A 21,406-nucleotide genomic window follows, 5' to 3' on the forward strand; every position below is an offset into this window, starting at 1 on the left:
GGGCCTGCCCCGATGGAGCCTAAAATGTCGACCAACACCGCGACCAACGAAATCCGATCCTCCGGCTTTTTCAGCGAAGGCCTTGCCGTCACCGATCCTGCGGTGGCCGCCGCCATCTCCAAGGAAGTGCGCCGCGAGAAGAAACAGATCGAACTGATCGCGTCGGAAAACATCGTCTCCAAGGCAGTGCTCGAGGCGCAGGGTTCGGTGTTCACCAACAAATATGCCGAGGGCTATCCAGGCAAGCGCTATTACCAGGGCTGCGAGCCTTCGGACGACGTCGAGAAGCTCGCGATCGAGCGCGCCTGCAAGCTGTTCGATTGCGCTTATGCCAACGTCCAGCCGCATTCGGGCGCACAGGCCAACGGCGCGGTGCTGCTCGCCTTGATCAAGCCGGGCGATACCATCCTGGGCATGTCGCTCGACGCCGGGGGCCATCTGACTCATGGCGCGCGCGCCGCGATGTCGGGCAAGTGGTTCAACGCGATCCAGTATGGCGTGAAGCCCGACACCCATCTGATCGACTATGACGAGGTCCGCCGTCTGGCGCTCGAGCACAAGCCCAAGCTGATCTTCGCGGGCGGCTCGGCCTATCCGCGCCACATCGATTTCGCCAAGTTCCGCGAGATTGCCGATGAGGTCGGTGCGTTCTTCCAGGTCGATATGGCGCACTTTGCCGGCCTGGTGGCTGCAGGCGTGCACCCCTCGCCGTTCCCGCACGCGCATGTCGCCACCACGACGACACACAAGACCCTGCGCGGTCCACGCGGCGGGATGATCCTGACCAATGACGAGGCACTCGCCAAGAAGTTCAACTCGGCGGTGTTCCCCGGCCTCCAGGGCGGCCCGCTGATGCACGTGATCGCGGCCAAGGCGGTGGCGTTCGGCGAAGCACTGACCCCTGAGTTCAAGAGCTATTCGCGCGCGGTGATCGACAACGCCAAGGCGCTGGCCAGCCGTCTGCAGGAACGCGGCGCGGATCTGGTTGCAGGTGGCACGGACACCCATCTGGCCCTCGTCGATCTGCGGCCCTTGGGCGTCACCGGCAAGGACGCCGATGAAGCGCTTGAGCGCGCTGGCATCACCTGCAACAAGAACGGCATCCCGTTCGACCCGCTGCCACCGACCAAGACCAGCGGCATCCGCGTGGGCAGCCCTGCTGGCACCACACGGGGCTTTGGCGTCGCCGAATTTCGTGAAATCGGCGACATGATCGCTGATGTGCTGGACGGCTTGCGTCAAAAGGGCGAACATGGCGATCCGGACGTCGAGGCTGCGGTGCGCGTGCGCGTCGAAGCCCTGTGCGACCGTTTCCCCATCTACCCGGAGCTTTGAACCATGCAAAATCCTGATGATCCCAAGAATAGCGGCGACCTGATCGGCGATGCGCGCGAAGAAATCGTGGGCATGGCCAAGCAGGGCATGGCGCACCCTTCGACCAAGCCCGTGCTGACCGCAGGCGCGATCGGCGCGGTTGCCGGCGCAGTGCTCCCCGTGGTCAGCTGGCCGATCGGCCTGCTCGCAGGCGCAGGCTATATGCTCTACAAGCGGCTGCGTCCCTGAGCGTATCGACTGACCGATGAGATGTCCGTTTTGCGCGCACGAAAACAGCCAGGTCAAGGATAGCCGCCCCACCGAAGACGGGGCGGCTATCCGTCGTCGCCGCCAGTGCGAAAGCTGCGGCGCACGCTTCACGACGTTCGAGCGCATCCAGCTGCGCGATATCATGGTGGTCAAGAGCGAGAACCGCCGCGAACCCTTCAACCGCGCCAAGATAGAAAAATCGGTCGCGGTCGCCTGTCGCAAGCGCGGGATCGATCAGGACCGGATCGACCAGCTCGTCTCGGGCATCCAGCGCCAGATAGAAACCTCGGGCGAGAACGAAGTGCATTCGCGCGACATCGGCGGGATGGTGATGGACGGGCTGCGCCTTCTCGACAGCGTCGCCTATATCCGCTTCGCATCCGTCTATCGCGATTTTAGCGAGGCCAAGGATTTCGAGGAATTCGCCAGTACCGTGAAAGATGTCGGCGGGGGCGGGGGCGCCGCCTGATGCCCTTCTACACCTATATCCTGCGCTGCGGCGACGGATCCTATTTCGTCGGCCATGGCGAGGATCTCGAAGCCGATGTCGCCGCGCACCAGACAGGCACCGTCCCCGGCTACACCAAGTCGCGCCAGCCGGTCGAACTGGTGTGGAGCGAGGACTACGCGACGCGCGATAACGCCAATGCGGTCGACAAGCAGATCAAGGGCTGGAGCCGCGCCAAGAAAGAGGCGTTGATCCGGCAGGATTATGCGGCGCTTTCGGAACGCGCGCGCAAGATGCTGCTGGGCAAGACCAAGGCGGCGCGCAACCTGCAGTCCGCAAAGGACGCAATGCCGGGCGACCTGCGCAAACCGATCGTCATCCTCGTGCGCCCGCAATTGGGCGAGAACATCGGCAAGGCGGCGCGCGCGATGCTCAACTTCGGGCTTACCGAAATGCGGCTGGTTGCCCCGCGCGATGGCTGGCCCAATCCATCTGCTGGCCCGGCAGCATCGGGCGCGGACATCGTGCTCGAACAGGCGCAAGTGTTCGAGACGGTCGCCGACGCGGTCGCCGACTGCAACCACGTCTATGCAACGACAGTGCGCAAGCGCGGCGTGACCAAGCCGGTGGTAACGCCTGCGGTTGCCGCCAGCCAGATCGTCGGCGCAACCGGACGCAGCGCGATCCTGTTCGGGCCCGAGCGCTCGGGGCTGGAGACCGAAGACGTCGCGATTGCGCATGCCATCCTGACCGTGCCGATCAACCCACAATTCGGATCCTTGAACCTTGCCCAGGCAGTGATCCTGGTCGCGTATGAATGGTCGAAGACCGGCGGCGGCGATGCGGTGTCATCACCCACCGAGGTCGAGCTCGATCCGCCCGCGCCGATGGAAGAATTGGACGGTATGTTCGAGCAATTGTGCGCCATGCTGGAGGCGAAGAACTACTTCTTCCCCGAAGGCCGCGCGTCAATGACACGCCGCACCTTGCGCAACCTGCTGACCAAGCCGCACTGGAACAGCAACGAGGTCCGCACCTTCCGCGGCGTGCTGAGCACGCTGGCCAAGGACAAGCGCAAGCCTGTCGACTGACACTCAATAGCCCTCCCCCTCGATGGGGGAGGGCTATTGAGTGGGGGTGATCTCTCCAGATTGCGCAAGGGTTCCCTGACGCGCCACAAGCACCCAGCCGCACCATCACCCTCACCGCTGCGACTAAGGCAGCAAGCTGCCAAGTCTCGCTGCCTCTCCCATCAAGGGAGAGGCGGACGATAGTGCGCCCCCGCCCCCTACCGCCGCAGCAGGTCCCAATGCTCGCCCTCATACGCGATCGAGGCTTCGACCAGCCGTTCCCAGAAATCGGCGACCAGCCCCACGGGCACGCCTGCCTCGAACGCAGCGGCCTTGGCCTGGGCGATGACCTGCGCCTTGCGGGGTTCGTCGCGGACATGGCCGCGATCGGGCTTGATCCGGGCCGCCGCGCGCATATAGCCGAATCGGGTCTCGAGCAGCGCAATGAGTTCGCGGTCGAGCGCATCGACGCCGGCGCGGACGTCGATCATGGTCTCGCAGTCGTCGGGCGATTTGATGGTGTCTGACATGCATCCCGCATAATCATCCCAGCCCGGCCTGTCGAGGCAGTGAGCGGCGGGTTGACTCTTTGCCCCCATGTCGCCATAGGCCGCGCTTCGCAATTGGCCCTGCACCCCCGGTGAAGCAGCGGCCGCACGATGCATGTTCGGCATCGTGGCGCGAACCCGGGACAGTAATCCGGCCTTCAGTCTGGCTGGACCCGCCTGATTTCACAGGCAGCAAATTGGAGAAAGACGCGTGTCAAAGCGTAACAGTTCAAAGTACAAACTTGATCGCCGCATGGGCGAGAACATTTGGGGCCGCCCCAAGTCTCCCGTCAACAAGCGCGAATATGGCCCCGGCCAGCACGGCCAGCGTCGCAAGGGCAAGGTTTCGGACTTCGGTCTGCAGCTGCGCGCCAAGCAGAAGCTCAAGGGCTATTACGGTGAAATCACCGAAAAGCAGTTCAAGAAGAATTACACCGAAGCCAGCCGCATGAAGGGCGATACCAGCCAGAACCTCATCGGTCTGCTGGAACAGCGTCTCGACATGGTTGTCTATCGCGCCAAGTTCGCACCGACGATCTTCTCGTCGCGTCAGATCGTCAGCCACGGCCACATCCGCGTCAACGGCGTGAAGTGCAACATCGCATCGCGCAAGGTCAAGCCGGGCGACGTCGTGTCGCTGGGCAAGAAGGCGCAGGAAATGGCTCTGGTCATCGAAGCACAGAGCCTCGCCGAGCGTGACATCCCCGATTACGTCGCGCCCGATGGCACCGACAAGATTACCTTCACCCGCGTGCCCACTCTCGATGAAGTGCCGTATCCGGTGAAGATGGAACCCAATCTGGTCGTCGAATTCTATTCGCGCTGATCGGTTTAAAAACCCAACGCATTACGAAAAAGGCGGGCCTTGCGGTCCGCCTTTTTTGGTTGGGCCATTCCGGATGGACTACTGGCTCGCGAACGATTTTTCCAAGAACGCCGCGCTGGCACGAAGCATGTCTGCGCGGACTTCGCTGTCCTCGAGATAATGGTCCCGATCCTCGAAAATGTGCAGTTCAGAGGACTTGCCCGCACTGCGCAGCCGCGAGTCCATCAATCGTGCATGGCCCACATCGACATTGCGGTCGATATCGCCGTGGAACATCAACACAGGCGCCTTGATGGCCGAGGCGTTGCGTGCGGGTGACCCTTGCTGGATGTGGGGGCCCTCTCCGATGCGTTGGCTGACAAGTACGTAATCTGACCAGTCGCGGCGATCCGTCTTGTGCTTTTCAAGATCTGTCACCGGAGCGACCGCGATGATGGCCTTGAACAGATCAGGCTCGACCACATTGGCCTGCAACGCCGCATATCCACCATAAGACCAGCCAAAGATCGCCAGACGCTTGGGGTCGGCCCCGTTCGCAACCATCCAGCGCCCGGCATCGTTCACATCGCCGATAGCCGTTTCCCAATTCTGATACCCGTTCTGCATAAACCAGTTCGAGCCATAGCCGGTCGATCCGCGGAAATTGGGCTGCATCACCGCATAACCGCGCTTGGCGAAATACTGGACCAGCCAGTCGAAGCCCCATTCGTCGCGGGCTTCAGGACCACCATGCGGCATAACGATCGCCGGCAGGCCTTTCATATCAGTTTTACCCGGCGGCAACGTCAGGTATCCGGGAATTTCGACGCCGTCTCGCGCCTGATAGCGGGCGGGTTCCATCTTTGCGAGTGTGGTATTGTCCAGCGCGGCTCGCACCGCCAGCAGGTTGCCCAGCGTCTTGGCGTCGCGGTCAAACAAGAAATAGCTGCCCGGGTTGATATCGCTGCCGGCCCAGATCACCATCTTGCGCTCATCCTCGGAGGTATCAATTACACGGATCAGCGGCAGATCAGGCACCGCACCCGATAGCGCCTTGGTCATCGCGGCGATTTCCGGATCGATATAATGCACCTGCGCCATATCGGTCACATACCGCACGCCGATCACCCGGTCGCGACGCCCCACACGGATAAAGCCCGACACATCGACCTGCGGGTGCGCGAAGACCAGTTCTTCCTTGCCCGATCCGTCAAGGGCCATGCTGTAGGCGGCCAACCGCCCATCGAGCCGCTTGAGCCCATATGCGATGTTGCGCTTGGCATCGACGGCATGGGGATCAAATCCCGAGCGCTCCGATTCGCCTGCGCTCATCGGCAGCCAGCTGTTGCTATCGGCTGTCCGGTAATAATACCGAGTGCTTCCGGTCACATAGCCATCGCGAACGGTACGCAGGCCCTTTATCCGTACCTTGCCATAGCCATCGGAAATGAACTCATTTGCTCCGGCGTCGGGCTGTTCAACCGTCTTGGCCGCCATCGTCCGGGTGTTCACAAGATCAACCCCCAGCCCCTCTTTTTGTTGAGCAAGCCGGGTTCCGACGCTTACCTCAGGCACGTAATCGCGGACCATCAACACATGCCCTTCCTCGGCCGGGTTCCAGTCGATGACATCGCCGCCATAAAGGGCAAGCCCCAGACGCTCACCCGTGCCGCGGCGCACGTTGATCACTTTCGCCGCGCCCCCGGCGGTATCCACTGCAACCATGCGCGAGGCATAACCGGCCCGCCCGTCAATCTTGATCGAGGCGATGATGGTGCAAATCAGGCGGGTGTTACCGGTCCAGTGGCAAGCGTTGATCCGGTTGGGCTCGCCATCCGCCTGGAACACCGCCTTCAAGGGTCGACCCTCGTTGGCCAGATCGACGACCATCAGCACCGAACCCTGCCCCTTGGTCGGTGTCAGATAAGCCAGCTTGGTGCCATCGGGAGAAAGGCTGACATCTTCAACTTCTGGACGAGAGCCCATGATCCTTGACAGATCCGGCCCGGCAGGCTGGCTGTAACCATCGACCGACAAACCCAACAAACATACTGCGGCAAACACCGCAACAGATCCAGAAACCTTCCGCGCCCAAGATACCATTGCTACACCCCGCCCTTCTGCAACCGTATAGTTTTTATCCGCAGATGAGTTTTTGAGGCTTTTCGAGCCGATGACAACAAAAAAGGCGGGCTGACAGCCCGCCTTTTTAGATACGCCAGAGCGATACCCCCTAATTTAGGGGGTCGCTATTAAACCGTTTCAGCATCGAAGAAGAACAATGCCTGGCTGATAGCCGCGCGCACCGTGTTGCGGTGGAACGGCTTGGTAATCAGGAAGGCAGGTTCAGGCCGCTCGCCGGTCAGCAACCGCTCGGGGAACGCGGTGATGAAGATCACCGGGACCTCGATCTCGCGCAGGATGTCTGCGACCGCATCAATTCCGGAGCTGTCATCGGCAAGCTGGATGTCGGCGAGCACAAGGCCGGGCTTATGCAGCCGCGCCTGTTCGACCGCTTCATCGCGGGTCACTGCGATCCCTGTGACGTCATGGCCCAGATCGCGCACGATCGTCTCGATATCCATAGCAATGATCGGCTCGTCCTCGATGATCAGCACCTTGGCTTTGATCTGGCTGTCGATCTCGCTGAGCGCTTCGGACACCAAGCCCGACACGGTGCGATCGTCCAGGCCCATCAGATAGGCAGTGTCCGAGTTGGAGAAGCCTTCCATCGCGGTCAGTAGCAAGGCCTGGCGCGACAGCGGGGGAATGCGGCCAAGCCGCTGCTCGGCGAGCAAACGGCGGGCATCGTCGTCGGCATCGGGATACGCATCGAAACTGTCCGATTCGTGCCGGTCATCATGCGTCGAGCTCCAGATCACCTGGAACACCCGGTACAGACCCAGGCGCGCGTCAACGTCGCTGGGGAACTGATCAGGCGCTGCAATGATCGCCTGCAGTGTCGCCTTTACATAGGCATCACCATGATGCTGGTCGCCTGCGAGTGCCCGGCTGTAGCGCCGCAATAAGGGAAGGTGGGGTGCGAGCGTCTGGCCCAGGGACATGTATTGAAACTCCTTCATCGGATCCTCCCCACGTCTATGGCCTTTGGCGGCCGGTGTCAAAATCAGGTAGACCTGATGGCGCCAGCCCATGGGACACTGGCGAAAATGACACCGGTTTACGACAAGGCGATAAACACAGGCTCGGACAAGGAACAATCCTCGCCCCAGTTTGTTTCCTCCTCTGAGACGTTTATGCACGATCCTGCTGAATTTTGCGGGGTTGGCAGGTATGGGACGGCTTGCTAAGCCCCATTTCGGGACGGACATTCAACAGGCGGGATGGGATGCTTGTGCATCGTAACAATGACGAGAAGCCAAGCGAAGATCAGCCCGCCCAGCCCGGCAGGCCGCACGTGATTGCCGAAAGCCCGCTGGCTGACGAAAGCGACACAGCGCCTGACTCGCATGTTGATGACGCGACCCGTGACGATGGCAAGACCCATATGATCGGTGACGCTTTAAAATCCGTGTACCAGCGCACGTTGGAAGAAGACGTTCCCGACGACTTCCTGGATTTGCTCAAGCAGCTCAAATAATGCCCAATAGCAAAAGGGCTACCCTTCCCGTTCTGGCGAGGCTGTCGATCGGCACCCGGCTGTTTCTGATCCTTGCCGTGGCCCTGCTGCCGCTGGCGTTGGGATCGGTGATTGCCAACCGAAGCCTGGCGGACACCGCAAACGAGGAGCGCAACCGGCTGCTCCAGAAAAACGTCGATGACGCCGCACTGCGACTTCGCGCCTCGATCCAGAATGACCTCGCCATCTTGGGCTCCGCAGCCTCGCAGATCGCATTGGGCGAAGATCCGGCCAAGATATGCCTTAGCCTGCGTGAACAGCTGGGACCCCAGCAAACCCGGTTTGCGGCGTTGTTGTACGCCAGCACCACCAGTCCGCCGGCATGCCAGATCGGTGCCATCCCCCAAGCCCTGCGTCGGGCAGGCTCCGAAGCCGCCATGCCTGCTGGCGCGCTGGTGCCGGATGCCAACGGCGCGATCTTCGCGACACAGGGCCGGGTTTCGATGGCCCGGGCGCTGGCCTTCTACCCGGCCGAAAGTCTCCTGACTCTTGCCGATCCGGTCGACGATGTGCCGCTTTCGCAGTTCGACCTGCGCGGGGCGTCAGAGGCGATTTCGCTTACCCGTATCCCTTCGAACTGGGAGCGAAGGTTGAACGCGGTGATGACCGCACAGAGCGATGTAGCCGGTCTCAACCTTGACCTTCGCTTTGTCCGTCCCAAGCAAACCCCACCAGAGTTTCTGGCGCAGATCATCCCGTTCATCACGTTGCTTGCGGCAGCGGCGATCGGATGGCTGGTGGTCAATTTCATGCTGATCGCCCCGCTGACCCAATTGCAGCGTAAGGTCCGCCAGTACGAGATCGGCGAGCGACTGATCCCGATGGCACGCACCGCGTTCAACGCCAGTGAGATACAGGAACTCGATCAGGGTTTCGCCGCGCTGGCGCACAAGGTCTCGATCGACCGCGAAGCGCTCGACGAAGGGTTGAAGCAGCAGATCATGCTCACCCGCGAGGTCCATCATAGGGTCAAGAACAACCTGCAGATCATCGCCAGCCTCATCAACCTCCATGCCCGCACCGCCGATTCGGATCAGGCCAAGCTCGCTTATGGCAAGATCCAGCGGCGGGTCGATGCGCTCGCGGTCGTTCACCGCAACCATTTTGCGGGCACCGAGCATAATGAAGGCATCAACCTGCGCGCGCTGGTGGGCGAACTCGCAGGCAGCTTCGAACATGCGGGCAACAGCCCTGCCAGCGTTGGCCCTGACATTATCGTCGATATCGACAACCTGCACGTCAGCCAGGATGTTGGGGTTCCGATCGCGTTTTTGCTGACCGAAATCCTCGAGCTCATTCACCTGACCCGTCCGGAGGCTCCGGTGCGGATTTCGGCCAAGCGGCTGGTGGATGATCCCAGCCGGATAACGCTGCGCATCGCCTCTCCGGCGCTGGGACCGAACCCGGTGCTTGAAGCCATGCTCGCCGATGGCATCGACCGGGTGATGACCGGTCTTGCCCGGCAGTTGCGGGCGCCGCTGCAGCGCGACACGGCGTTCGAGAGCATTGCAATCGCGGTGCCGGTGTTCGTACCAACCAAGGCGTGACGCGCGCAAGCGGACCGGTCACGCGCCCTTGGCGTAATACCGCGTCCTGAAATCCTGGCCGAACGCCGTCATCCGTCCTTCGCCGATGGCCAGACGCATCGCGGCCATCAGGTCCTGATAAAATCGCAGATTGTGCTCGGTCATCAGCATCGCGCCCAGCATCTCACCCGATTTGACCAGATGGTGCAGATAGGCGCGACTGAAGCGTGTGCACGCGGTGCAACCGCAAGCCTCATCGAGCGGGGCGAGATCCTCGGCATGCTTGGCGTTGCGGATGTTGACCGGCCCGTCCCAGGTAAACGCCTGTCCGTTGCGGCCCGAGCGCGTCGGCAGCACGCAATCGAACATGTCCACCCCGCGCTCGACCGCGCCGACCAGATCATCGGGCTTGCCCACCCCCATCAGATAGCGCGGACGATCGTCGGGCAACTGACCGGGTGCGTAGTCGAGCACGGCAAACATTGCCTCCTGCCCCTCGCCCACCGCAAGCCCGCCGATCGCATAGCCATCAAAACCGATATCGCGCAGCGCATCGGCCGACTGACGGCGCAGCCCTTCGTCGAGTGAGCCCTGCTGGATACCAAACAACGCAGCGCGTTCCGCATGATCGGCACCGCTGTCGAACCCCTCGCGCGAACGCCGCGCCCAGCGCATCGAGCGTTCCATCGCTGCGGCTTGAACATCCCGGCTAGCGGTCGCAGGAACCAGTTCGTCGAACGCCATCACGATATCCGACCCCAGCAGCCGCTGGATTTCCATCGAGCGTTCAGGACTGAGCATATGGCGCGAGCCATCGAGGTGGCTCTGGAAGGCGACACCCTCTTCGGTGGTCTTGGTCAGTGCCGACAGGCTCATCACCTGATAGCCGCCGCTGTCGGTGAGGATCGGACGGGACCAGTCCATGAAGCTGTGCAATCCGCCCAGCCGCGCCATGCGCTCAGCACCCGGACGCAGCATCAGGTGATAGGTGTTGCCAAGGAGGATGTCCGCGCCGAGCGCGCGAACCTCGGCGGGTTTCATGCCCTTCACCGTCGCTGCGGTGCCGACCGGCATGAATGCAGGCGTGCGGATAGTACCGCGCTGCATCGCAAGCTCGCCTTGGCGCGCCTTGCCGTCGCGGGCGGTGATTGAGAAGGCGAATCTGGGGGCGGTTTGCGTCATGGCCGCGCGCTCTAGCCGCTTTGGCCCGCATCGGCAAAGGTTTGACGATTCGCGTCGTCTATGCGAGCGATAAGCTGCACCATCCGGCCTGCAGGAGCTTTGTTTCATGCCCAAGACAACCACGCTCACCGCGTTTGCCTCTGCCCTCATTGCCGCCGCTGCGCTGACGGCGTGCTCATCGGACAAACCTGCCCCGCCGGAAGAGACCAGCGCCGAGGCGATCGATAAGGCAGCGTCCGAACTGGCCGCGCAGGAGAAGTGCTATGGCGTAGCGCTCGCCAACCAGAACGATTGCGCCGCAGGCCCCGGCACCAGCTGCGCGGGAACGTCGTCGGTCGATTATCAGGGCAATGCCTGGAAGTTCACTGAAGCGGGCGAATGCGAAAAAATGGGCGGTTCGCTGACCGAGGTCGCGGACAACGACCCGCCGGTGCCTGCGAAGGGCTGAGACACACATCGTTTTCCGGCGAAAGCCGGAATCCAGGGCGGTTACAGCGCAATCTCGCCCCTGGACCCCGGATCAAGTCCGGGGAACGACATGGCGAATAGGTAAGCGTTGATTACTCTGCGGGCTCTGACTGAGCTTCGGGCAACGGCTCTTCCGCCTCTTCCGGCGGTGCCTTGGCGGCCTTGCGATCGGTAAACCAGATCGCCACGATGCTGATCTCGTACAACAGCACCAGCGGGATTGCGAGCATCAGCTGGGACACCACATCGGGCGGGGTCAACACCGCAGCGACCACGAAAGCTGCGACGATCATATAGCGACGCAAGCTGACCAGTTGCGCGCGCGTGACGATGCCCGCCCGATTGAGCAGCATCAGCAACACCGGCAGCAGGAAGCTGATCCCGAAGGCGAGAATGAACTGCATCACCAGCGACAGATACGCATCCGTGCTGGGCAATGCCTCGACCTCGAGCCCGCCCGAGTCCCCCTGAAACTGAAGGAAGAAATGAAACGCGGTCGGCATCACGATATAATAAGCGAGCGCGGCACCAATGGTGAACAGCAGCGGAGTCGCCAGGATGAAGGGCAACAGCGCGCGCTTTTCCTTGCGGTAGAGTCCCGGCGCAACGAACGCCCATAATTGGTTGGCGATGATCGGAAACGAGAGACAGAACGCGGCGAAAATCGCCACCTTCACCTGCACGAAGAACGCCTCGTACAACTTGGTGTACACCAGACGTCCGTTGCCATCGCCAAACGCTTCCTTGAGCGGGACGACCAGGAACGCGAAAATCTGTTCGGAGAAATAGAAGCACACGCCAAAGGCCAGCAGCAGCGCGATAACGCAGCGGACCAGCCGCTGGCGCAGCTCGATCAGATGATCGAGCAGAGGCGCACGCGAGGCGTCGATCTCGTCTTCGGGCTCGCTCATCGCTCGCCTTCCGCAACCGGGACGCCAGGTGGCGCAACGGTGACGGCGCCGGCAGTCGAGCCTTCGGACACCGCTGGACCGGTTTCAGCCTGCGCCAATGGCTGCATGGCAGGCGCCGGATCCCCGGCGTTGGTTGCTGGCTCGGCTGTGGCAGGCGTCGCCACGGTCGAAGGCGCGGCGTGTTCGCGCATTATGCGCTCGTTGTCCGCCTTCCACTTCTTTTCCATTTCCTCGAGTTCAACCTCGCGCACCATGGCGTCGAGCCCCGTCCGGAAATGACGGGCGACGCCCTTGGCCTTGCCGACAACTTGGCCGACCTTGTACAGCGCGCGCGGCAGATCTTTCGGGCCGATCACGACGATCGCCACGATGATGATCATCAGCAGCTCGGTTGATCCGATGTCTAACATGACATGGTCACGCCTTCACGCTGTCCGTCCTTGGCCGATACTGCACCCGCCAGGGTCCAATGCCCGCAATCAACCCGGCTTGCGCTCTTCGGTCGGTGTGGTGGTGGCGGTGCCATCGATCGTGCGCGCAGGTGGAGCCTCGATCTGCGCAACGGGTCGCTTGGGCTGCACCGGCTCTTCATCTTCGGCCATGCCCTTTTTGAAGCTCTTGATGCCCTTGGCGACATCACCCATGATCGAAGAAATCCGTCCGCCGCCAAACAGCAGGACGATGATGATCAGCACAATAACCCAGTGCATCAGGGAGAAGGATCCCATAGCAAATCTCCTGAAATTCGCCCTCTACCTAGGCCTGATCGTCGCTGTTTTCCAGCAATGAATCCGATTCATCGGACGAGCTGTCGGGATCGTTGCCAGATTCGGCACCAGACTGGTCAGTCGCCAGAGCCCCTTCGAGGGCAAGATCAACCGGGTCGAGCAGCCCCGCTGCGCGCAAGTCTTCAATTCCCGGAAGGTCTCGCCGGCTGGTGAGGCCGAAATGGGTGAGGAAGCCGGGCGTAGTGGCATAGATCAGCGGCCTGCCGGGGACCTCGCGGCGGCCCGCCGGGGTGACCCAGCCTTCCTCCATCAGCACGTCAATGGTCCCCTTGCTGACCTGCACGCCGCGGATCGCCTCGATCTCGGCGCGGCTGACCGGCTCGTGATAGGCGATGATCGCCAGCGTCTCGGTCGCGGCACGCGACAGCTTGCGGGTCTGTTCGGTCTCCCGGCGGAGCAGCCAGGCAAGGTCGGGCGCGGTCTGGAAATGCCAGCGCCCCCCGCGCTCAACCAGTTCGACCCCGCGCCCTGCATAGTCGGCCCGCAATGCCTCGAGCGCGGCTGCGATATCGGCGTCTTTGCCGATCTGTGCGGCCAGGTCCTCGGCGCTTTGCGGTTCGAGCGCCGCAAACAACGCCGCCTCGACCGCGCGCACCACGGGGTCCGGTTCTTGACCGCTCATCGCGCCCTGCGCACCTTCAACGGCGCAAAAGCTTCTTCCTGCGCAAGTTCGACCTGGCCCTGCCGGGCGAGCTCGAGCAGCGCAAGAAAGGTCGATGCGGTGGCCGATCGGGTCAGATCGGCAGGCGCTCCCTCGGGCAGAAAGCTGCGCAGATCGGTCCAGTCGAGCGCGGTGCCCAGCATGTACGACAGCCGTGCAAGCGCGTCTTCCAGAGTCATCACGCGGCGCGACTTGACCATGTGCACCACCGGCTCGCTGCGTCGCTTTACCCGGCCGTAGGCGGTGAGCAGATCGAACAGACTGCAATCATGCCGCGTCTTGGTGAGCAGCCGCAGCCCCTCGCCCTGCCCATGCGCGAACACATCGCGGCCCAGCCGGTCGCGGCTAAGCAGACGCGCTGCTGCCTCGCGCATCGCTGCCAAGCGTTGCAGCCGCAGTTGCAGCCGCAGCGCCAGTTCCTCGGGCGAGGGCTCGACCTCGGGGTCGCCGGGCAACAGCAGTGCGGACTTGAGATAGGCGAGCCACGCAGCCATCACCAGATAGTCCGCTGCCAGCTCGAGCTTCAGGCTGGTCGCGCTCTCGATAAAGCCAAGATACTGATTGGTGAGATCGAGGATCGAAATCTGCCGCAGATCGACCTTCTGCCGCCGCGCCAGATCGAGCAAAAGGTCAAGCGGGCCTTCCCAGCCATCGACATCGATCAGCAGCGCTTCTGCCGCCGCAGTGGCAGGCGATACAGGCTCGCGGAAGAAGATATAGTCGCCGTCGGGAGGCGCAATGCTAGCGACGGAATCGAGTTCGCTCGCGCCCCCGCTTGCGCCCTCGATCACGCGAGTGCCAAAAGCGCGTCGCGTTTCGCGATCAGATCGGCCTGATGCGACCAATCGGTGGCAGGGTTGATCGCGGCGCGAGCGCGGTCGAGCCGCTCTTGCGAAGCGTCCGAAATATCGGGCAGCGCATGGGCGATACCGATCATCTCGTCCATCCTGCCCCAGCAGTTGAGCGCGATGTCACAACCCGCCGCAACCGCGCGTGCGGCACGGTCGGGCACCTCGCCGGCCAGCGCCTTCATATCGAGATCATCGCTGAGCAGCAGCCCATCAAACCCGATCCGCTGGCGGATGATATTGTCGATGATCCACGGCGAATGCGTCGCGCAGCGCTCGGTGTCCCAGGCCTCGAACAGGATGTGACCGGTCATCCCGATTTCGGCGTTGTTGAGCGCGCGGAACGGGGCGATGTCCTGCTCGAGCTCGGCATCGTTCGCGGTGACGCGGGGCAGCTCCATATGGCTGTCGACCATCGCGCGGCCGTGACCCGGCATATGCTTGATCGTCCCCAGCACCCCGCCGCGCTTCAATCCGTCGAGCACCGCGCGGCCCAGCGCGGCCACGCGCATCGGCTCCTGCCCCAGGGCGCGGTCGCCGATCGCAGGCGTGCCGCCGGGAATCGCGACATCGAGCAACGGCACGCAGTCGACGGTGATGCCGACTTCGGCCAGATCGAGCGCCAGCGCCTCGGCATTGATCCGCGCGGCCTCGATCGCGCTCGCGGGGGCGACGTCATACAAACGGTCGAACGCGGCGCCGGCGGGAAAAGACAGCCAGTGCGGCGGCTTCATCCGCGAAACGCGCCCGCCTTCCTGATCGATCAGGATCGGCAGCCGGTCATCGCCGTGCAACGCGCGCAGGTCATCAGTCAGCGCGCGCAACTGATCGCGGGTGTCGATGTTGCGGCCGAACAGGATGTATCCTGCCGGAACGCTGTCCTTGAAGAAGGCGCGCTCATCGGGCGCGATCGTCAGACCGGCCAGGCCGAAAATTACGGGTTTCATGGTCGCAGTGTCGCCAAAATCGGCGGTGAAATCAACGCACCACCAGGCAGTTTTGCCCAGCTTTCTTGAGCTGGTCGCAAACCGAGGCCGCACCGGCGGGGCTGCCGAGCACCGCGCTCAACCGGAATACCGTGCCGCCATCGACGGTCGCCTGAACGATCCGGCGGTTGAGCCCGCTGAGCACCTCGTGCCGCTGGCTGAGCGTGGCCCATCCCGCCAGCGCGCTGGTCTCATCGGTATAAGCGCCCAATTGCACCAGAGCGCTTCCCGGAGGCGGCGGCGCACCTGCGGCATCGACCAGCTGGCCCTGCGGCTCCTCACCCTGGCTGACCGCGAAGCTCGCATCGCCGGTGCCTTCGACCTTCTGTTCCTGCTTGTCCTTGGGGCGAACCTTGTAATCGCCCTGCGGCGCGGCGATCAGGCTGCCATCCCCCTCTGGGCCGCCGCCGTTTCCACCAATCCAATAGATCGCCGCGAGAACGATCGACAGGCCAACCAGCCCCAGCAGCATGAACCCGATGATCTTGCCTGCAGAGCTTTCCCCCTGAGGTGCATCATCAGCCGATTCAAGCCAGGGCAGCCGGTCATCATCGGTATCCAGCCCCAACGGGTGGTCCCTCAGGTTATCGTCCACGCCATCATCCAGCCGATTGCTCATTCATTCCGCCCCATCAGACACGCTTATATGGCCATGACTGCTGCGACAGGCGGGCAGGCTACATTTGCGTAGCCGCCTCCACCGCCATCAGCGCCAGACCATTGGCGATGACTTGCCCGATATTTCGGGCCATGAAAAGCCTCGCGGCGCTGGTCTGCGCATCATGGGTCATAACGATACGCTTGTCGGGCCGATCGTTGCCAAGGTTGAAGAACGCATGAAAGGCCGCCGCCAGATCGCCGAGGTAGAACGCGATCCGGTGCGGCTCGCGGTTCAGCGCTGCCGATTCGACGATGCGCGGGAACTGCGCCGCCAGCGCAATCAGCGCATGCTCTTCAACGCCGAGCAGATCGAGATGCTCGGCTGAAGGGGCGAGGCCCTCCGCCTCGGCCTTGCGCATGATCGAATGGATCCGCGCGTGCGCATATTGCACATAGAACACCGGATTGTCCTTGGAGGCTTCGACCACCTTCTCGAAGTCGAACTCCATCTGTGCATCGGCCTTGCGGGTGAGCATGGTGAAGCGCACGACATCCTTGCCAACCTCGTTGACGACGTCGGCCAATGTCACGAAATTGCCCGAGCGCTTGGACATCTTGAGCGGCTCGCCGCCGCGCATCAGCTTGACCATCTGCACCAGCCGCACATCGAACCGCGCCGGACCACCTTCGCGATCTTCGGTCAGCGCTGCCACCGCCGCCTTTATCCGCTTGACGGTGCCTGCATGGTCGGCGCCCCAGATGTCGATCAGCTGGTCGGCACTTTCGGCCTTCTGATAGTGATAGGCCAGGTCCGCGCCGAAATAGGTCCAGCTGCCATCCGACTTGCGGATCGGGCGGTCCTGGTCGTCGCCGAATTTCGTCGAGCGGAACAGCGGCAGCTCGACCGGCTCCCAGTCCTCGATCACCTTGCCCTTGGGGGCTTCGAGTTCGCCGTCGTACACCAGATCGCGCGCGCGCAGCACGGCTTCGGCCGCTTCGGGCTTGCCTGCGGCCTGCAGCTCCGCCTCGGACGAGAACACGTCGTGGTGGATGCCGAGCAGCACCAGATCGGCCCGGATCATGTCCATCATTGCGGCAACCGCGCGCTTGCGGAACATCACCAGCCAATCGCCTTCGGGAGCATTGGCCTGTGCATCGCCCAGCTCCTGCGCCAGTTCTTTGGCCAAGGGCACCAGATAGTCGCCGGGATACAGGCCCTCGGGCATGTCGCCGCTCTCAAGCCCCAGCGCCTCGCGATAGCGCCAGTGGACCGAGCGGGCGAGCACATCGACCTGGCCACCTGCATCGTTGATGTAATATTCTCGGATGACCTTGTGGCCCGAATATTCGAGCAGCGTCGCCAGCGCATCGCCGACCACCGCGCCGCGGCAATGGCCCATGTGCATCGGTCCGGTCGGGTTGGCCGAGACATATTCGATGTTGACCGTAACACCCTCGCCCAGGTCCGAACGGCCGTAATCCGCGCCCATTGCGGCGATCGAGCGCAATTCGTCGATCCAGGCCGAGGGCGCGAGGCGCAGGTTGAGGAAACCGGGTCCGGCGATTTCGACTGCGGTCACCTCATCGACCTTCTCGAGCTCGGCGCCGATCGCCTCTGCCAGCGCGCGCGGGTTGGTACCGGCGGGCTTGGCGAGCACCATCGCAGCGTTGGTCGAGAGGTCGCCATGCGATGCGTCACGCGGCGGCTCGACCGTCAGCGCGCCGCGATCAAGCCCGGCAGGCAGAACGCCGCTCGCCTCGAGCGCATCAAGCGCAGTGTTCAGGTGCTGGATGAAACGGGGGTAGAGTGTCATGATTTTGGCCCTGATCGTATCACTCCTCCCCCCTATGCGGGGGAGGATACGAAGACTTGGAGCGGAGCTCCTAGTCGAAGTTGGAGAGGGGAATCCGAGGAGTCAATTGTGCTCCCAGCCTTCTCCCTGCTTCACGGCGTGAAGCTGTCCCTCTCCCGTAAAGGGAAAGGGCAAGGCAGCTTCATCGCGTCGCGTTGTACTGCAATTGGTCCGCGGTCAGCTGAAAACCAACCAGCAGCTCGAAGCTCGTCCGCTGCATCGCGGTGCGCACTTCGGGAACCGAAAGCGGATCGATCGCCGCATCGGGATCGCCCGATTTACGGCGACGCGTAATCCGCTCGCGAATATCTTCGGGCAAGGTCGCTGCTGCCTTGTTAATGTAACCTGCGCCCGATGCCTTGGCCTCGGCACGATACGAGCCATCGGCGAAGTTGAGCGTCACCGATCCCAGCCGCTTGGCGACCACAGTGTTGCCACCTCGCATGACGGTCGAGAAATACGGCAAGGTCACGGTGCGCTGGCCGCGGTTGTCACTGCGGCGACCGAACACGTCGAAGCTGGCGGTCGCATAGATTTCCTCGCCGGCTTCATCGCAGGTGGGCCGCACATTGGTGATCGTTGCGACCACATCGATAGCGCTGGCATCGCGGCTGTTGGCGGGGTTGAAGATCGTGACATCGCCGGTGTGCGCGGGAATCGCCGTGTTCGGGCAGGCACTCAGCGTTGATGACACACCAACACCGGAATCGACCACCAGCTGATTTTTCTCCGCGCAAGCCGAAAGGCTGAGCAAAGCAAGCCCAGAGCCCAGAACGGCGATAGACGATTTCATGGGCAAAATGGGCATGTTCAAACAAAAATCCTTCGAGGCCACAGTGCTTCGCTCCTTATCGGGCGTTGGGTTTCAGCGCAACGACCAGATTCCGGCACCAGAATGCCGGGACCAGCTCTCGGCATGCCCTTGGCTTCAGGGACATGCTTCACACGGTGGCCCGCTTCGCCTAAGACGGGAATGGAATTACGAAAGCCAATCTGAACATGACAGAAACCGCCACCCCCCTGCCCGCGGTCAAGCCGCCGCTGCTGATCAAGATCGCCTCTCCGCGAGGCTTTTGCGCCGGCGTCGACCGCGCGATCGAGATCGTCGAGCTCTCGCTGCACAAATACGGCGCGCCGGTGTATGTCCGGCACGAGATCGTCCACAACAAGTTCGTCGTCGACAGCCTCAAGGCCAAGGGCGCGATCTTCGTCGAGGAGCTCGACGAAGTCCCCGATGGCGTGCCGGTGGTCTTCTCCGCGCATGGCGTTCCCAAATCGGTGCCACACAAGGCCGCCGAACGCGGGCTGAACTATCTCGACGCCACCTGCCCGTTGGTCTCCAAGGTTCATCGCCAGGCCGAGCGTCAGGTCGAGGCAGGCCGCCACATCATCTTCGTCGGCCACAAGGGCCACCCCGAAGTGATCGGCACCTTCGGCCAGGTGGAACAAGGCAACATGACGCTGGTCGAGACGGTCGAGGATGTCACCAATTTGCAGGTAGCCGACGAGACCAAGCTGGCGTTCCTCACCCAGACGACGCTTTCGGTCGATGATACCGCAGAGATTGTCGCCGCATTGCATCAGCGCTTCCCCGCGATCGTCGGGCCCAAGGGTGAGGATATCTGCTATGCCACATCCAACCGCCAGGCGGCGGTCAAGGTGATGACCGACGATTGCGATCTGGTGCTCGTCATCGGTGCGCCCAACAGCTCGAATTCGCTGCGGCTGGTCGAGGTTGCCGAGCGTGAGGGTACCCGTGCCATGCTGATCCAGCGGGCTCAGGAAATCGAGCTGCGCTGGTTCGACGGGGTCCAGACCCTGGGGCTGACCGCAGGCGCATCGGCACCGGAAATCCTGGTGCGCGAAGTCGTCGATCTGCTGGGACGGCATTTCGATGTCACCGAGGAGCGGGTGAAGACCGTCGACGAGCGGATCACCTTCAAGCTGCCGCGGGCGCTCTCGGCTGAGGCCGATGCCGCCTGATGGCTGTCTACACCCATGTCAGCGCCGAAATGATGGCGCGGTTTCTGAACGACTATGACACCGGCGAACTGATCAGCTTCAAAGGCATCGCCGAGGGTGTCGAGAACAGCAATTTTCTGGTCGAAACCCGTGGCGGGGCCGATGGGCATCGCTTTATCCTGACATTGTACGAAAAGCGCGTCGATCCGGCAGACCTGCCGTTCTTCATGGCGCTGCTCGATCATCTGGCGATGCGCGGCTGCCGCGTTCCGCGCGCGATCGCCGACCGAACGGGCGTGCAGATCAAGCAGCTTGCCGGACGCCGTGCCTGTCTGATCGAGTTTCTCGAAGGTATTTCTTTGAGTACGCCCAACCCGGCGCAGGCAACTGCAGCGGGCGAGGCGCTGGCCGAAATGCATATTGCCGTCGCCGATTTTGACGGTAGCCGGCCCAACAGCATGGGGCTCGCCTCATGGCATGATCTGGCCAGCCGCTGCGCCGGGCAATGGCAGAAGATCGACCCCGCGCTCGAGCAGTTGGTATCCGGCGAGCTTGCGTATCTGCAGGCGCAATGGCCGACCGATCTGCCACAGTCGGTGATCCATGCCGATCTGTTTCCGGACAACGTGCTGATGCTGGGCGATACCGTCAGTGGGCTGATCGACTTCTACTTTTCGTGCACCGATGCCCGCGCGTACGACCTCGCCGTCACCCACAGCGCGTGGTGTTTCAGCAGCGACGGCGCCAGCTTCGATCCAGGCCTGTCAGCTGCGCTGCTGCGCGGCTATCGCGACCGTCTGGTGCTGACCCCCGATGAGCAGGCCGCGCTTCCCGTGCTGGCACGCGGCGCGGCGTTGCGTTTTACGCTGAGCCGGGCATATGACTGGATCAACACCCCAGCCGACGCCATGGTCACCCGCAAGGATCCGATGGCGTTTGCACGGCGGGCGCTGTTCTATGCCGACCCTGCCAATGCAGGCCTGTTTGCCTGAAGCCCGGCATAGCAGGCATGCTGCGGGACAAACGTGATTGATGGTTTGAAAATACGATGAAAACGGTCGAAATCTTCACTGATGGCGCCTGCAAGGGCAACCCTGGCCCCGGCGGCTGGGGCGCGATCATCCGCTATGGCAAGCACGAAAAGGAGCTTTCGGGTGGGGAGCCGGACACGACCAACAACCGGATGGAAATGACCGCCGCGATCCGCGCGCTCGATATGTTGATCGAGCCGTGCATGGTCGTACTCTATACCGACAGCACCTATGTGAAGGATGGCATCACCAAATGGGTCGATGGCTGGCAGCGCAATGGCTGGAAAACGGCATCGAAGAAACCGGTGCGCAATGCCGATCTGTGGCATGAACTGATCGCAGCGGTATCACGCCACCAGATCGACTGGCGCTGGGTCAAGGGCCATGCCGGGCACCCCGAGAACGAGCGCGCCGATCAGTTGGCCAGCGCTGCGGCGATGGCGGTCGGGCGCTGACCAGCCAGGATTGGTCCATCACAAAATGCGAGGTCACCCC

General features: G+C 62.6%; 24 protein-coding genes. 11 read left to right on the plus strand and 13 right to left on the minus strand.

Annotated elements, in window-relative coordinates; genetic code table 11:
* The first annotated feature begins 24 nt into the window (after positions 1 to 24).
* The 4 genes from glyA to IEW00_RS00510 are packed head-to-tail and all read left to right on the plus strand — an operon-like array spanning position 25 to position 3,123.
* Positions 25 to 1,335: a serine hydroxymethyltransferase gene (glyA, locus tag IEW00_RS00495; protein WP_188512412.1), complete on the plus strand. Its 1,311-nt coding sequence runs from the start codon at positions 25 to 27 to the stop codon at positions 1,333 to 1,335.
* 3 nt (positions 1,336 to 1,338) lie between these two features.
* A complete protein-coding gene (locus tag IEW00_RS00500; protein ID WP_188512413.1) occupies positions 1,339 to 1,563 on the plus strand; it encodes a hypothetical protein in 225 nt (74 codons plus the stop codon).
* Between the two features lie 16 nt (positions 1,564 to 1,579).
* Positions 1,580 to 2,053 carry a transcriptional regulator NrdR gene (gene nrdR / locus IEW00_RS00505; protein WP_188512414.1) on the plus strand — a complete coding sequence of 158 codons (474 nt, stop codon included), beginning with the start codon at positions 1,580 to 1,582 and terminating at the stop codon, positions 2,051 to 2,053.
* Positions 2,053 to 3,123, plus strand: coding sequence for a TrmH family RNA methyltransferase (locus IEW00_RS00510; RefSeq protein ID WP_188512415.1), 1,071 nt, complete (start codon positions 2,053 to 2,055; stop codon positions 3,121 to 3,123). The genes nrdR and IEW00_RS00510 overlap by 1 nt, the downstream gene beginning before the upstream one ends.
* A 197-nt stretch (positions 3,124 to 3,320) precedes the next feature.
* Here IEW00_RS00510 and IEW00_RS00515 read toward each other — a convergent pair whose 3' ends face one another.
* Positions 3,321 to 3,632, minus strand: coding sequence for a chorismate mutase (locus IEW00_RS00515; protein WP_188512416.1), 312 nt, complete (start codon positions 3,630 to 3,632; stop codon positions 3,321 to 3,323).
* A gap of 229 nt (positions 3,633 to 3,861) precedes the next feature.
* Between IEW00_RS00515 and rpsD the strand changes: the two genes are divergently transcribed.
* Positions 3,862 to 4,476 (plus strand): 30S ribosomal protein S4, encoded by a 615-nt coding sequence (gene rpsD, locus IEW00_RS00520; protein ID WP_188512417.1) that lies wholly within the window; start codon positions 3,862 to 3,864, stop codon positions 4,474 to 4,476.
* Between the two features lie 78 nt (positions 4,477 to 4,554).
* On the opposite strand, the gene IEW00_RS00525 is transcribed toward rpsD, so the two are convergent.
* Together IEW00_RS00525 and IEW00_RS00530 are read right to left on the minus strand one after the other, a co-directional pair.
* Positions 4,555 to 6,441, minus strand: coding sequence for an alpha/beta hydrolase family protein (locus tag IEW00_RS00525; protein WP_188512418.1), 1,887 nt, complete (start codon positions 6,439 to 6,441; stop codon positions 4,555 to 4,557).
* A 266-nt stretch (positions 6,442 to 6,707) separates the two neighbouring features.
* Positions 6,708 to 7,520, minus strand: coding sequence for a response regulator (locus tag IEW00_RS00530; RefSeq protein ID WP_188512419.1), 813 nt, complete (start codon positions 7,518 to 7,520; stop codon positions 6,708 to 6,710).
* Positions 7,521 to 7,804: 284 nt separating this feature from the next.
* On the opposite strand from IEW00_RS00530, the gene IEW00_RS17435 reads away from it, so the two are divergent.
* Both IEW00_RS17435 and IEW00_RS17615 read left to right on the plus strand, forming a co-directional pair.
* Positions 7,805 to 8,056 (plus strand): NepR family anti-sigma factor, encoded by a 252-nt coding sequence (locus tag IEW00_RS17435; protein WP_229736729.1) that lies wholly within the window; start codon positions 7,805 to 7,807, stop codon positions 8,054 to 8,056.
* The gene (locus IEW00_RS17615; protein ID WP_308419297.1) at positions 8,056 to 9,642 is read left to right on the plus strand and encodes a sensor histidine kinase; all 1,587 of its coding nucleotides are present in this window, start codon (positions 8,056 to 8,058) and stop codon (positions 9,640 to 9,642) included. Before IEW00_RS17435 ends, IEW00_RS17615 begins: the two co-directional genes overlap by 1 nt.
* An 18-nt stretch (positions 9,643 to 9,660) precedes the next feature.
* On the opposite strand, the gene tgt is transcribed toward IEW00_RS17615, so the two are convergent.
* Positions 9,661 to 10,803 carry a tRNA guanosine(34) transglycosylase Tgt gene (tgt, locus tag IEW00_RS00545; protein WP_188512420.1) on the minus strand — a complete coding sequence of 381 codons (1,143 nt, stop codon included), beginning with the start codon at positions 10,801 to 10,803 and terminating at the stop codon, positions 9,661 to 9,663.
* Positions 10,804 to 10,909: 106 nt separating this feature from the next.
* On the opposite strand from tgt, the gene IEW00_RS00550 reads away from it, so the two are divergent.
* On the plus strand, positions 10,910 to 11,251 hold the full coding sequence (locus tag IEW00_RS00550) for a BufA1 family periplasmic bufferin-type metallophore (protein WP_188512421.1): 342 nt from the start codon (positions 10,910 to 10,912) through the stop codon (positions 11,249 to 11,251).
* Positions 11,252 to 11,363: 112 nt separating this feature from the next.
* On the opposite strand, the gene tatC is transcribed toward IEW00_RS00550, so the two are convergent.
* The 9 genes from tatC to IEW00_RS00595 all read right to left on the minus strand — a co-directional run bounded on the left by tatC (position 11,364) and on the right by IEW00_RS00595 (position 18,711).
* Positions 11,364 to 12,182, minus strand: a complete 819-nt coding sequence (gene tatC / locus IEW00_RS00555) for a twin-arginine translocase subunit TatC (RefSeq protein ID WP_188512422.1) — start codon at positions 12,180 to 12,182, stop codon at positions 11,364 to 11,366.
* Positions 12,179 to 12,592: a Sec-independent protein translocase protein TatB gene (gene tatB, locus IEW00_RS00560; RefSeq protein ID WP_188512423.1), complete on the minus strand. Its 414-nt coding sequence runs from the start codon at positions 12,590 to 12,592 to the stop codon at positions 12,179 to 12,181. Before tatB ends, tatC begins: the two co-directional genes overlap by 4 nt.
* Positions 12,593 to 12,661: 69 nt before the next feature.
* Complete coding sequence (locus tag IEW00_RS00565; RefSeq protein ID WP_188512424.1) at positions 12,662 to 12,910, minus strand: twin-arginine translocase TatA/TatE family subunit; 249 nt, start codon at positions 12,908 to 12,910, stop codon at positions 12,662 to 12,664.
* A 28-nt stretch (positions 12,911 to 12,938) separates the two neighbouring features.
* Positions 12,939 to 13,592 carry an SMC-Scp complex subunit ScpB gene (scpB, locus tag IEW00_RS00570; protein WP_188512425.1) on the minus strand — a complete coding sequence of 218 codons (654 nt, stop codon included), beginning with the start codon at positions 13,590 to 13,592 and terminating at the stop codon, positions 12,939 to 12,941.
* Entirely contained in the window at positions 13,589 to 14,347 is a 759-nt protein-coding gene (locus tag IEW00_RS00575; RefSeq protein ID WP_229736797.1) for a segregation and condensation protein A, read from the minus strand. Before IEW00_RS00575 ends, scpB begins: the two co-directional genes overlap by 4 nt.
* Before the next feature lie 71 nt (positions 14,348 to 14,418).
* The gene (nagZ, locus tag IEW00_RS00580; RefSeq protein WP_188512427.1) at positions 14,419 to 15,426 is read right to left on the minus strand and encodes a beta-N-acetylhexosaminidase; all 1,008 of its coding nucleotides are present in this window, start codon (positions 15,424 to 15,426) and stop codon (positions 14,419 to 14,421) included.
* Positions 15,427 to 15,457: 31 nt separating this feature from the next.
* Positions 15,458 to 16,084, minus strand: a complete 627-nt coding sequence (locus tag IEW00_RS00585; RefSeq protein WP_188512428.1) for an SPOR domain-containing protein — start codon at positions 16,082 to 16,084, stop codon at positions 15,458 to 15,460.
* Between the two features lie 58 nt (positions 16,085 to 16,142).
* Positions 16,143 to 17,879, minus strand: coding sequence for an arginine--tRNA ligase (gene argS / locus IEW00_RS00590; RefSeq protein WP_188512429.1), 1,737 nt, complete (start codon positions 17,877 to 17,879; stop codon positions 16,143 to 16,145).
* Positions 17,880 to 18,060: 181 nt separating this feature from the next.
* Complete coding sequence (locus tag IEW00_RS00595; RefSeq protein WP_229736730.1) at positions 18,061 to 18,711, minus strand: hypothetical protein; 651 nt, start codon at positions 18,709 to 18,711, stop codon at positions 18,061 to 18,063.
* Positions 18,712 to 18,917: 206 nt separating this feature from the next.
* Here IEW00_RS00595 and ispH point away from each other — a divergent pair, with 206 nt between their 5' ends.
* Genes ispH through rnhA form a run of 3 tightly spaced genes read left to right on the plus strand, consistent with a single transcriptional unit; the run spans position 18,918 to position 21,366 of the window.
* Positions 18,918 to 19,901 carry a 4-hydroxy-3-methylbut-2-enyl diphosphate reductase gene (gene ispH, locus IEW00_RS00600; protein WP_188512431.1) on the plus strand — a complete coding sequence of 328 codons (984 nt, stop codon included), beginning with the start codon at positions 18,918 to 18,920 and terminating at the stop codon, positions 19,899 to 19,901.
* Complete coding sequence (thrB, locus tag IEW00_RS00605) at positions 19,901 to 20,872, plus strand: homoserine kinase (protein WP_188512432.1); 972 nt, start codon at positions 19,901 to 19,903, stop codon at positions 20,870 to 20,872. The genes ispH and thrB overlap by 1 nt, the downstream gene beginning before the upstream one ends.
* A 56-nt stretch (positions 20,873 to 20,928) precedes the next feature.
* Positions 20,929 to 21,366 (plus strand): ribonuclease HI, encoded by a 438-nt coding sequence (gene rnhA / locus IEW00_RS00610; RefSeq protein WP_188512433.1) that lies wholly within the window; start codon positions 20,929 to 20,931, stop codon positions 21,364 to 21,366.
* Positions 21,367 to 21,406: the final 40 nt, after the last annotated feature.

It is taken from the genome of Blastomonas aquatica, from assembly GCF_014639875.1.
Lineage (GTDB): Bacteria > Pseudomonadota > Alphaproteobacteria > Sphingomonadales > Sphingomonadaceae > Blastomonas > Blastomonas aquatica.

Excerpts from the sequence above, each read along its gene's own strand:
- glyA (WP_188512412.1), top strand. The coding sequence starts at position 25 with ATGTCGACCAACACCGCGACCAACGAAATCCGATCCTCCGGCTTTTTC.
- IEW00_RS00500 (WP_188512413.1), top strand. The coding sequence starts at position 1,339 with ATGCAAAATCCTGATGATCCCAAGAATAGCGGCGACCTGATCGGCGAT.
- nrdR (WP_188512414.1), top strand. The coding sequence starts at position 1,580 with ATGAGATGTCCGTTTTGCGCGCACGAAAACAGCCAGGTCAAGGATAGC.
- IEW00_RS00510 (WP_188512415.1), top strand. The coding sequence starts at position 2,053 with ATGCCCTTCTACACCTATATCCTGCGCTGCGGCGACGGATCCTATTTC.
- IEW00_RS00515 (WP_188512416.1), bottom strand. The coding sequence starts at position 3,632 with ATGTCAGACACCATCAAATCGCCCGACGACTGCGAGACCATGATCGAC.
- IEW00_RS00525 (WP_188512418.1), bottom strand. The coding sequence starts at position 6,441 with ATGGGCTCTCGTCCAGAAGTTGAAGATGTCAGCCTTTCTCCCGATGGC.
- IEW00_RS00530 (WP_188512419.1), bottom strand. The coding sequence starts at position 7,520 with ATGTCCCTGGGCCAGACGCTCGCACCCCACCTTCCCTTATTGCGGCGC.
- IEW00_RS17435 (WP_229736729.1), top strand. The coding sequence starts at position 7,805 with ATGCTTGTGCATCGTAACAATGACGAGAAGCCAAGCGAAGATCAGCCC.
- IEW00_RS17615 (WP_308419297.1), top strand. The coding sequence starts at position 8,056 with ATGCCCAATAGCAAAAGGGCTACCCTTCCCGTTCTGGCGAGGCTGTCG.
- tgt (WP_188512420.1), bottom strand. The coding sequence starts at position 10,803 with ATGACGCAAACCGCCCCCAGATTCGCCTTCTCAATCACCGCCCGCGAC.
- IEW00_RS00550 (WP_188512421.1), top strand. The coding sequence starts at position 10,910 with ATGCCCAAGACAACCACGCTCACCGCGTTTGCCTCTGCCCTCATTGCC.
- tatC (WP_188512422.1), bottom strand. The coding sequence starts at position 12,182 with ATGAGCGAGCCCGAAGACGAGATCGACGCCTCGCGTGCGCCTCTGCTC.
- tatB (WP_188512423.1), bottom strand. The coding sequence starts at position 12,592 with ATGTTAGACATCGGATCAACCGAGCTGCTGATGATCATCATCGTGGCG.
- IEW00_RS00565 (WP_188512424.1), bottom strand. The coding sequence starts at position 12,910 with ATGGGATCCTTCTCCCTGATGCACTGGGTTATTGTGCTGATCATCATC.
- scpB (WP_188512425.1), bottom strand. The coding sequence starts at position 13,592 with ATGAGCGGTCAAGAACCGGACCCCGTGGTGCGCGCGGTCGAGGCGGCG.
- nagZ (WP_188512427.1), bottom strand. The coding sequence starts at position 15,426 with ATGAAACCCGTAATTTTCGGCCTGGCCGGTCTGACGATCGCGCCCGAT.
- IEW00_RS00585 (WP_188512428.1), bottom strand. The coding sequence starts at position 16,084 with ATGAGCAATCGGCTGGATGATGGCGTGGACGATAACCTGAGGGACCAC.
- argS (WP_188512429.1), bottom strand. The coding sequence starts at position 17,879 with ATGACACTCTACCCCCGTTTCATCCAGCACCTGAACACTGCGCTTGAT.
- IEW00_RS00595 (WP_229736730.1), bottom strand. The coding sequence starts at position 18,711 with ATGAAATCGTCTATCGCCGTTCTGGGCTCTGGGCTTGCTTTGCTCAGC.
- ispH (WP_188512431.1), top strand. The coding sequence starts at position 18,918 with ATGACAGAAACCGCCACCCCCCTGCCCGCGGTCAAGCCGCCGCTGCTG.
- thrB (WP_188512432.1), top strand. The coding sequence starts at position 19,901 with ATGGCTGTCTACACCCATGTCAGCGCCGAAATGATGGCGCGGTTTCTG.
- rnhA (WP_188512433.1), top strand. The coding sequence starts at position 20,929 with ATGAAAACGGTCGAAATCTTCACTGATGGCGCCTGCAAGGGCAACCCT.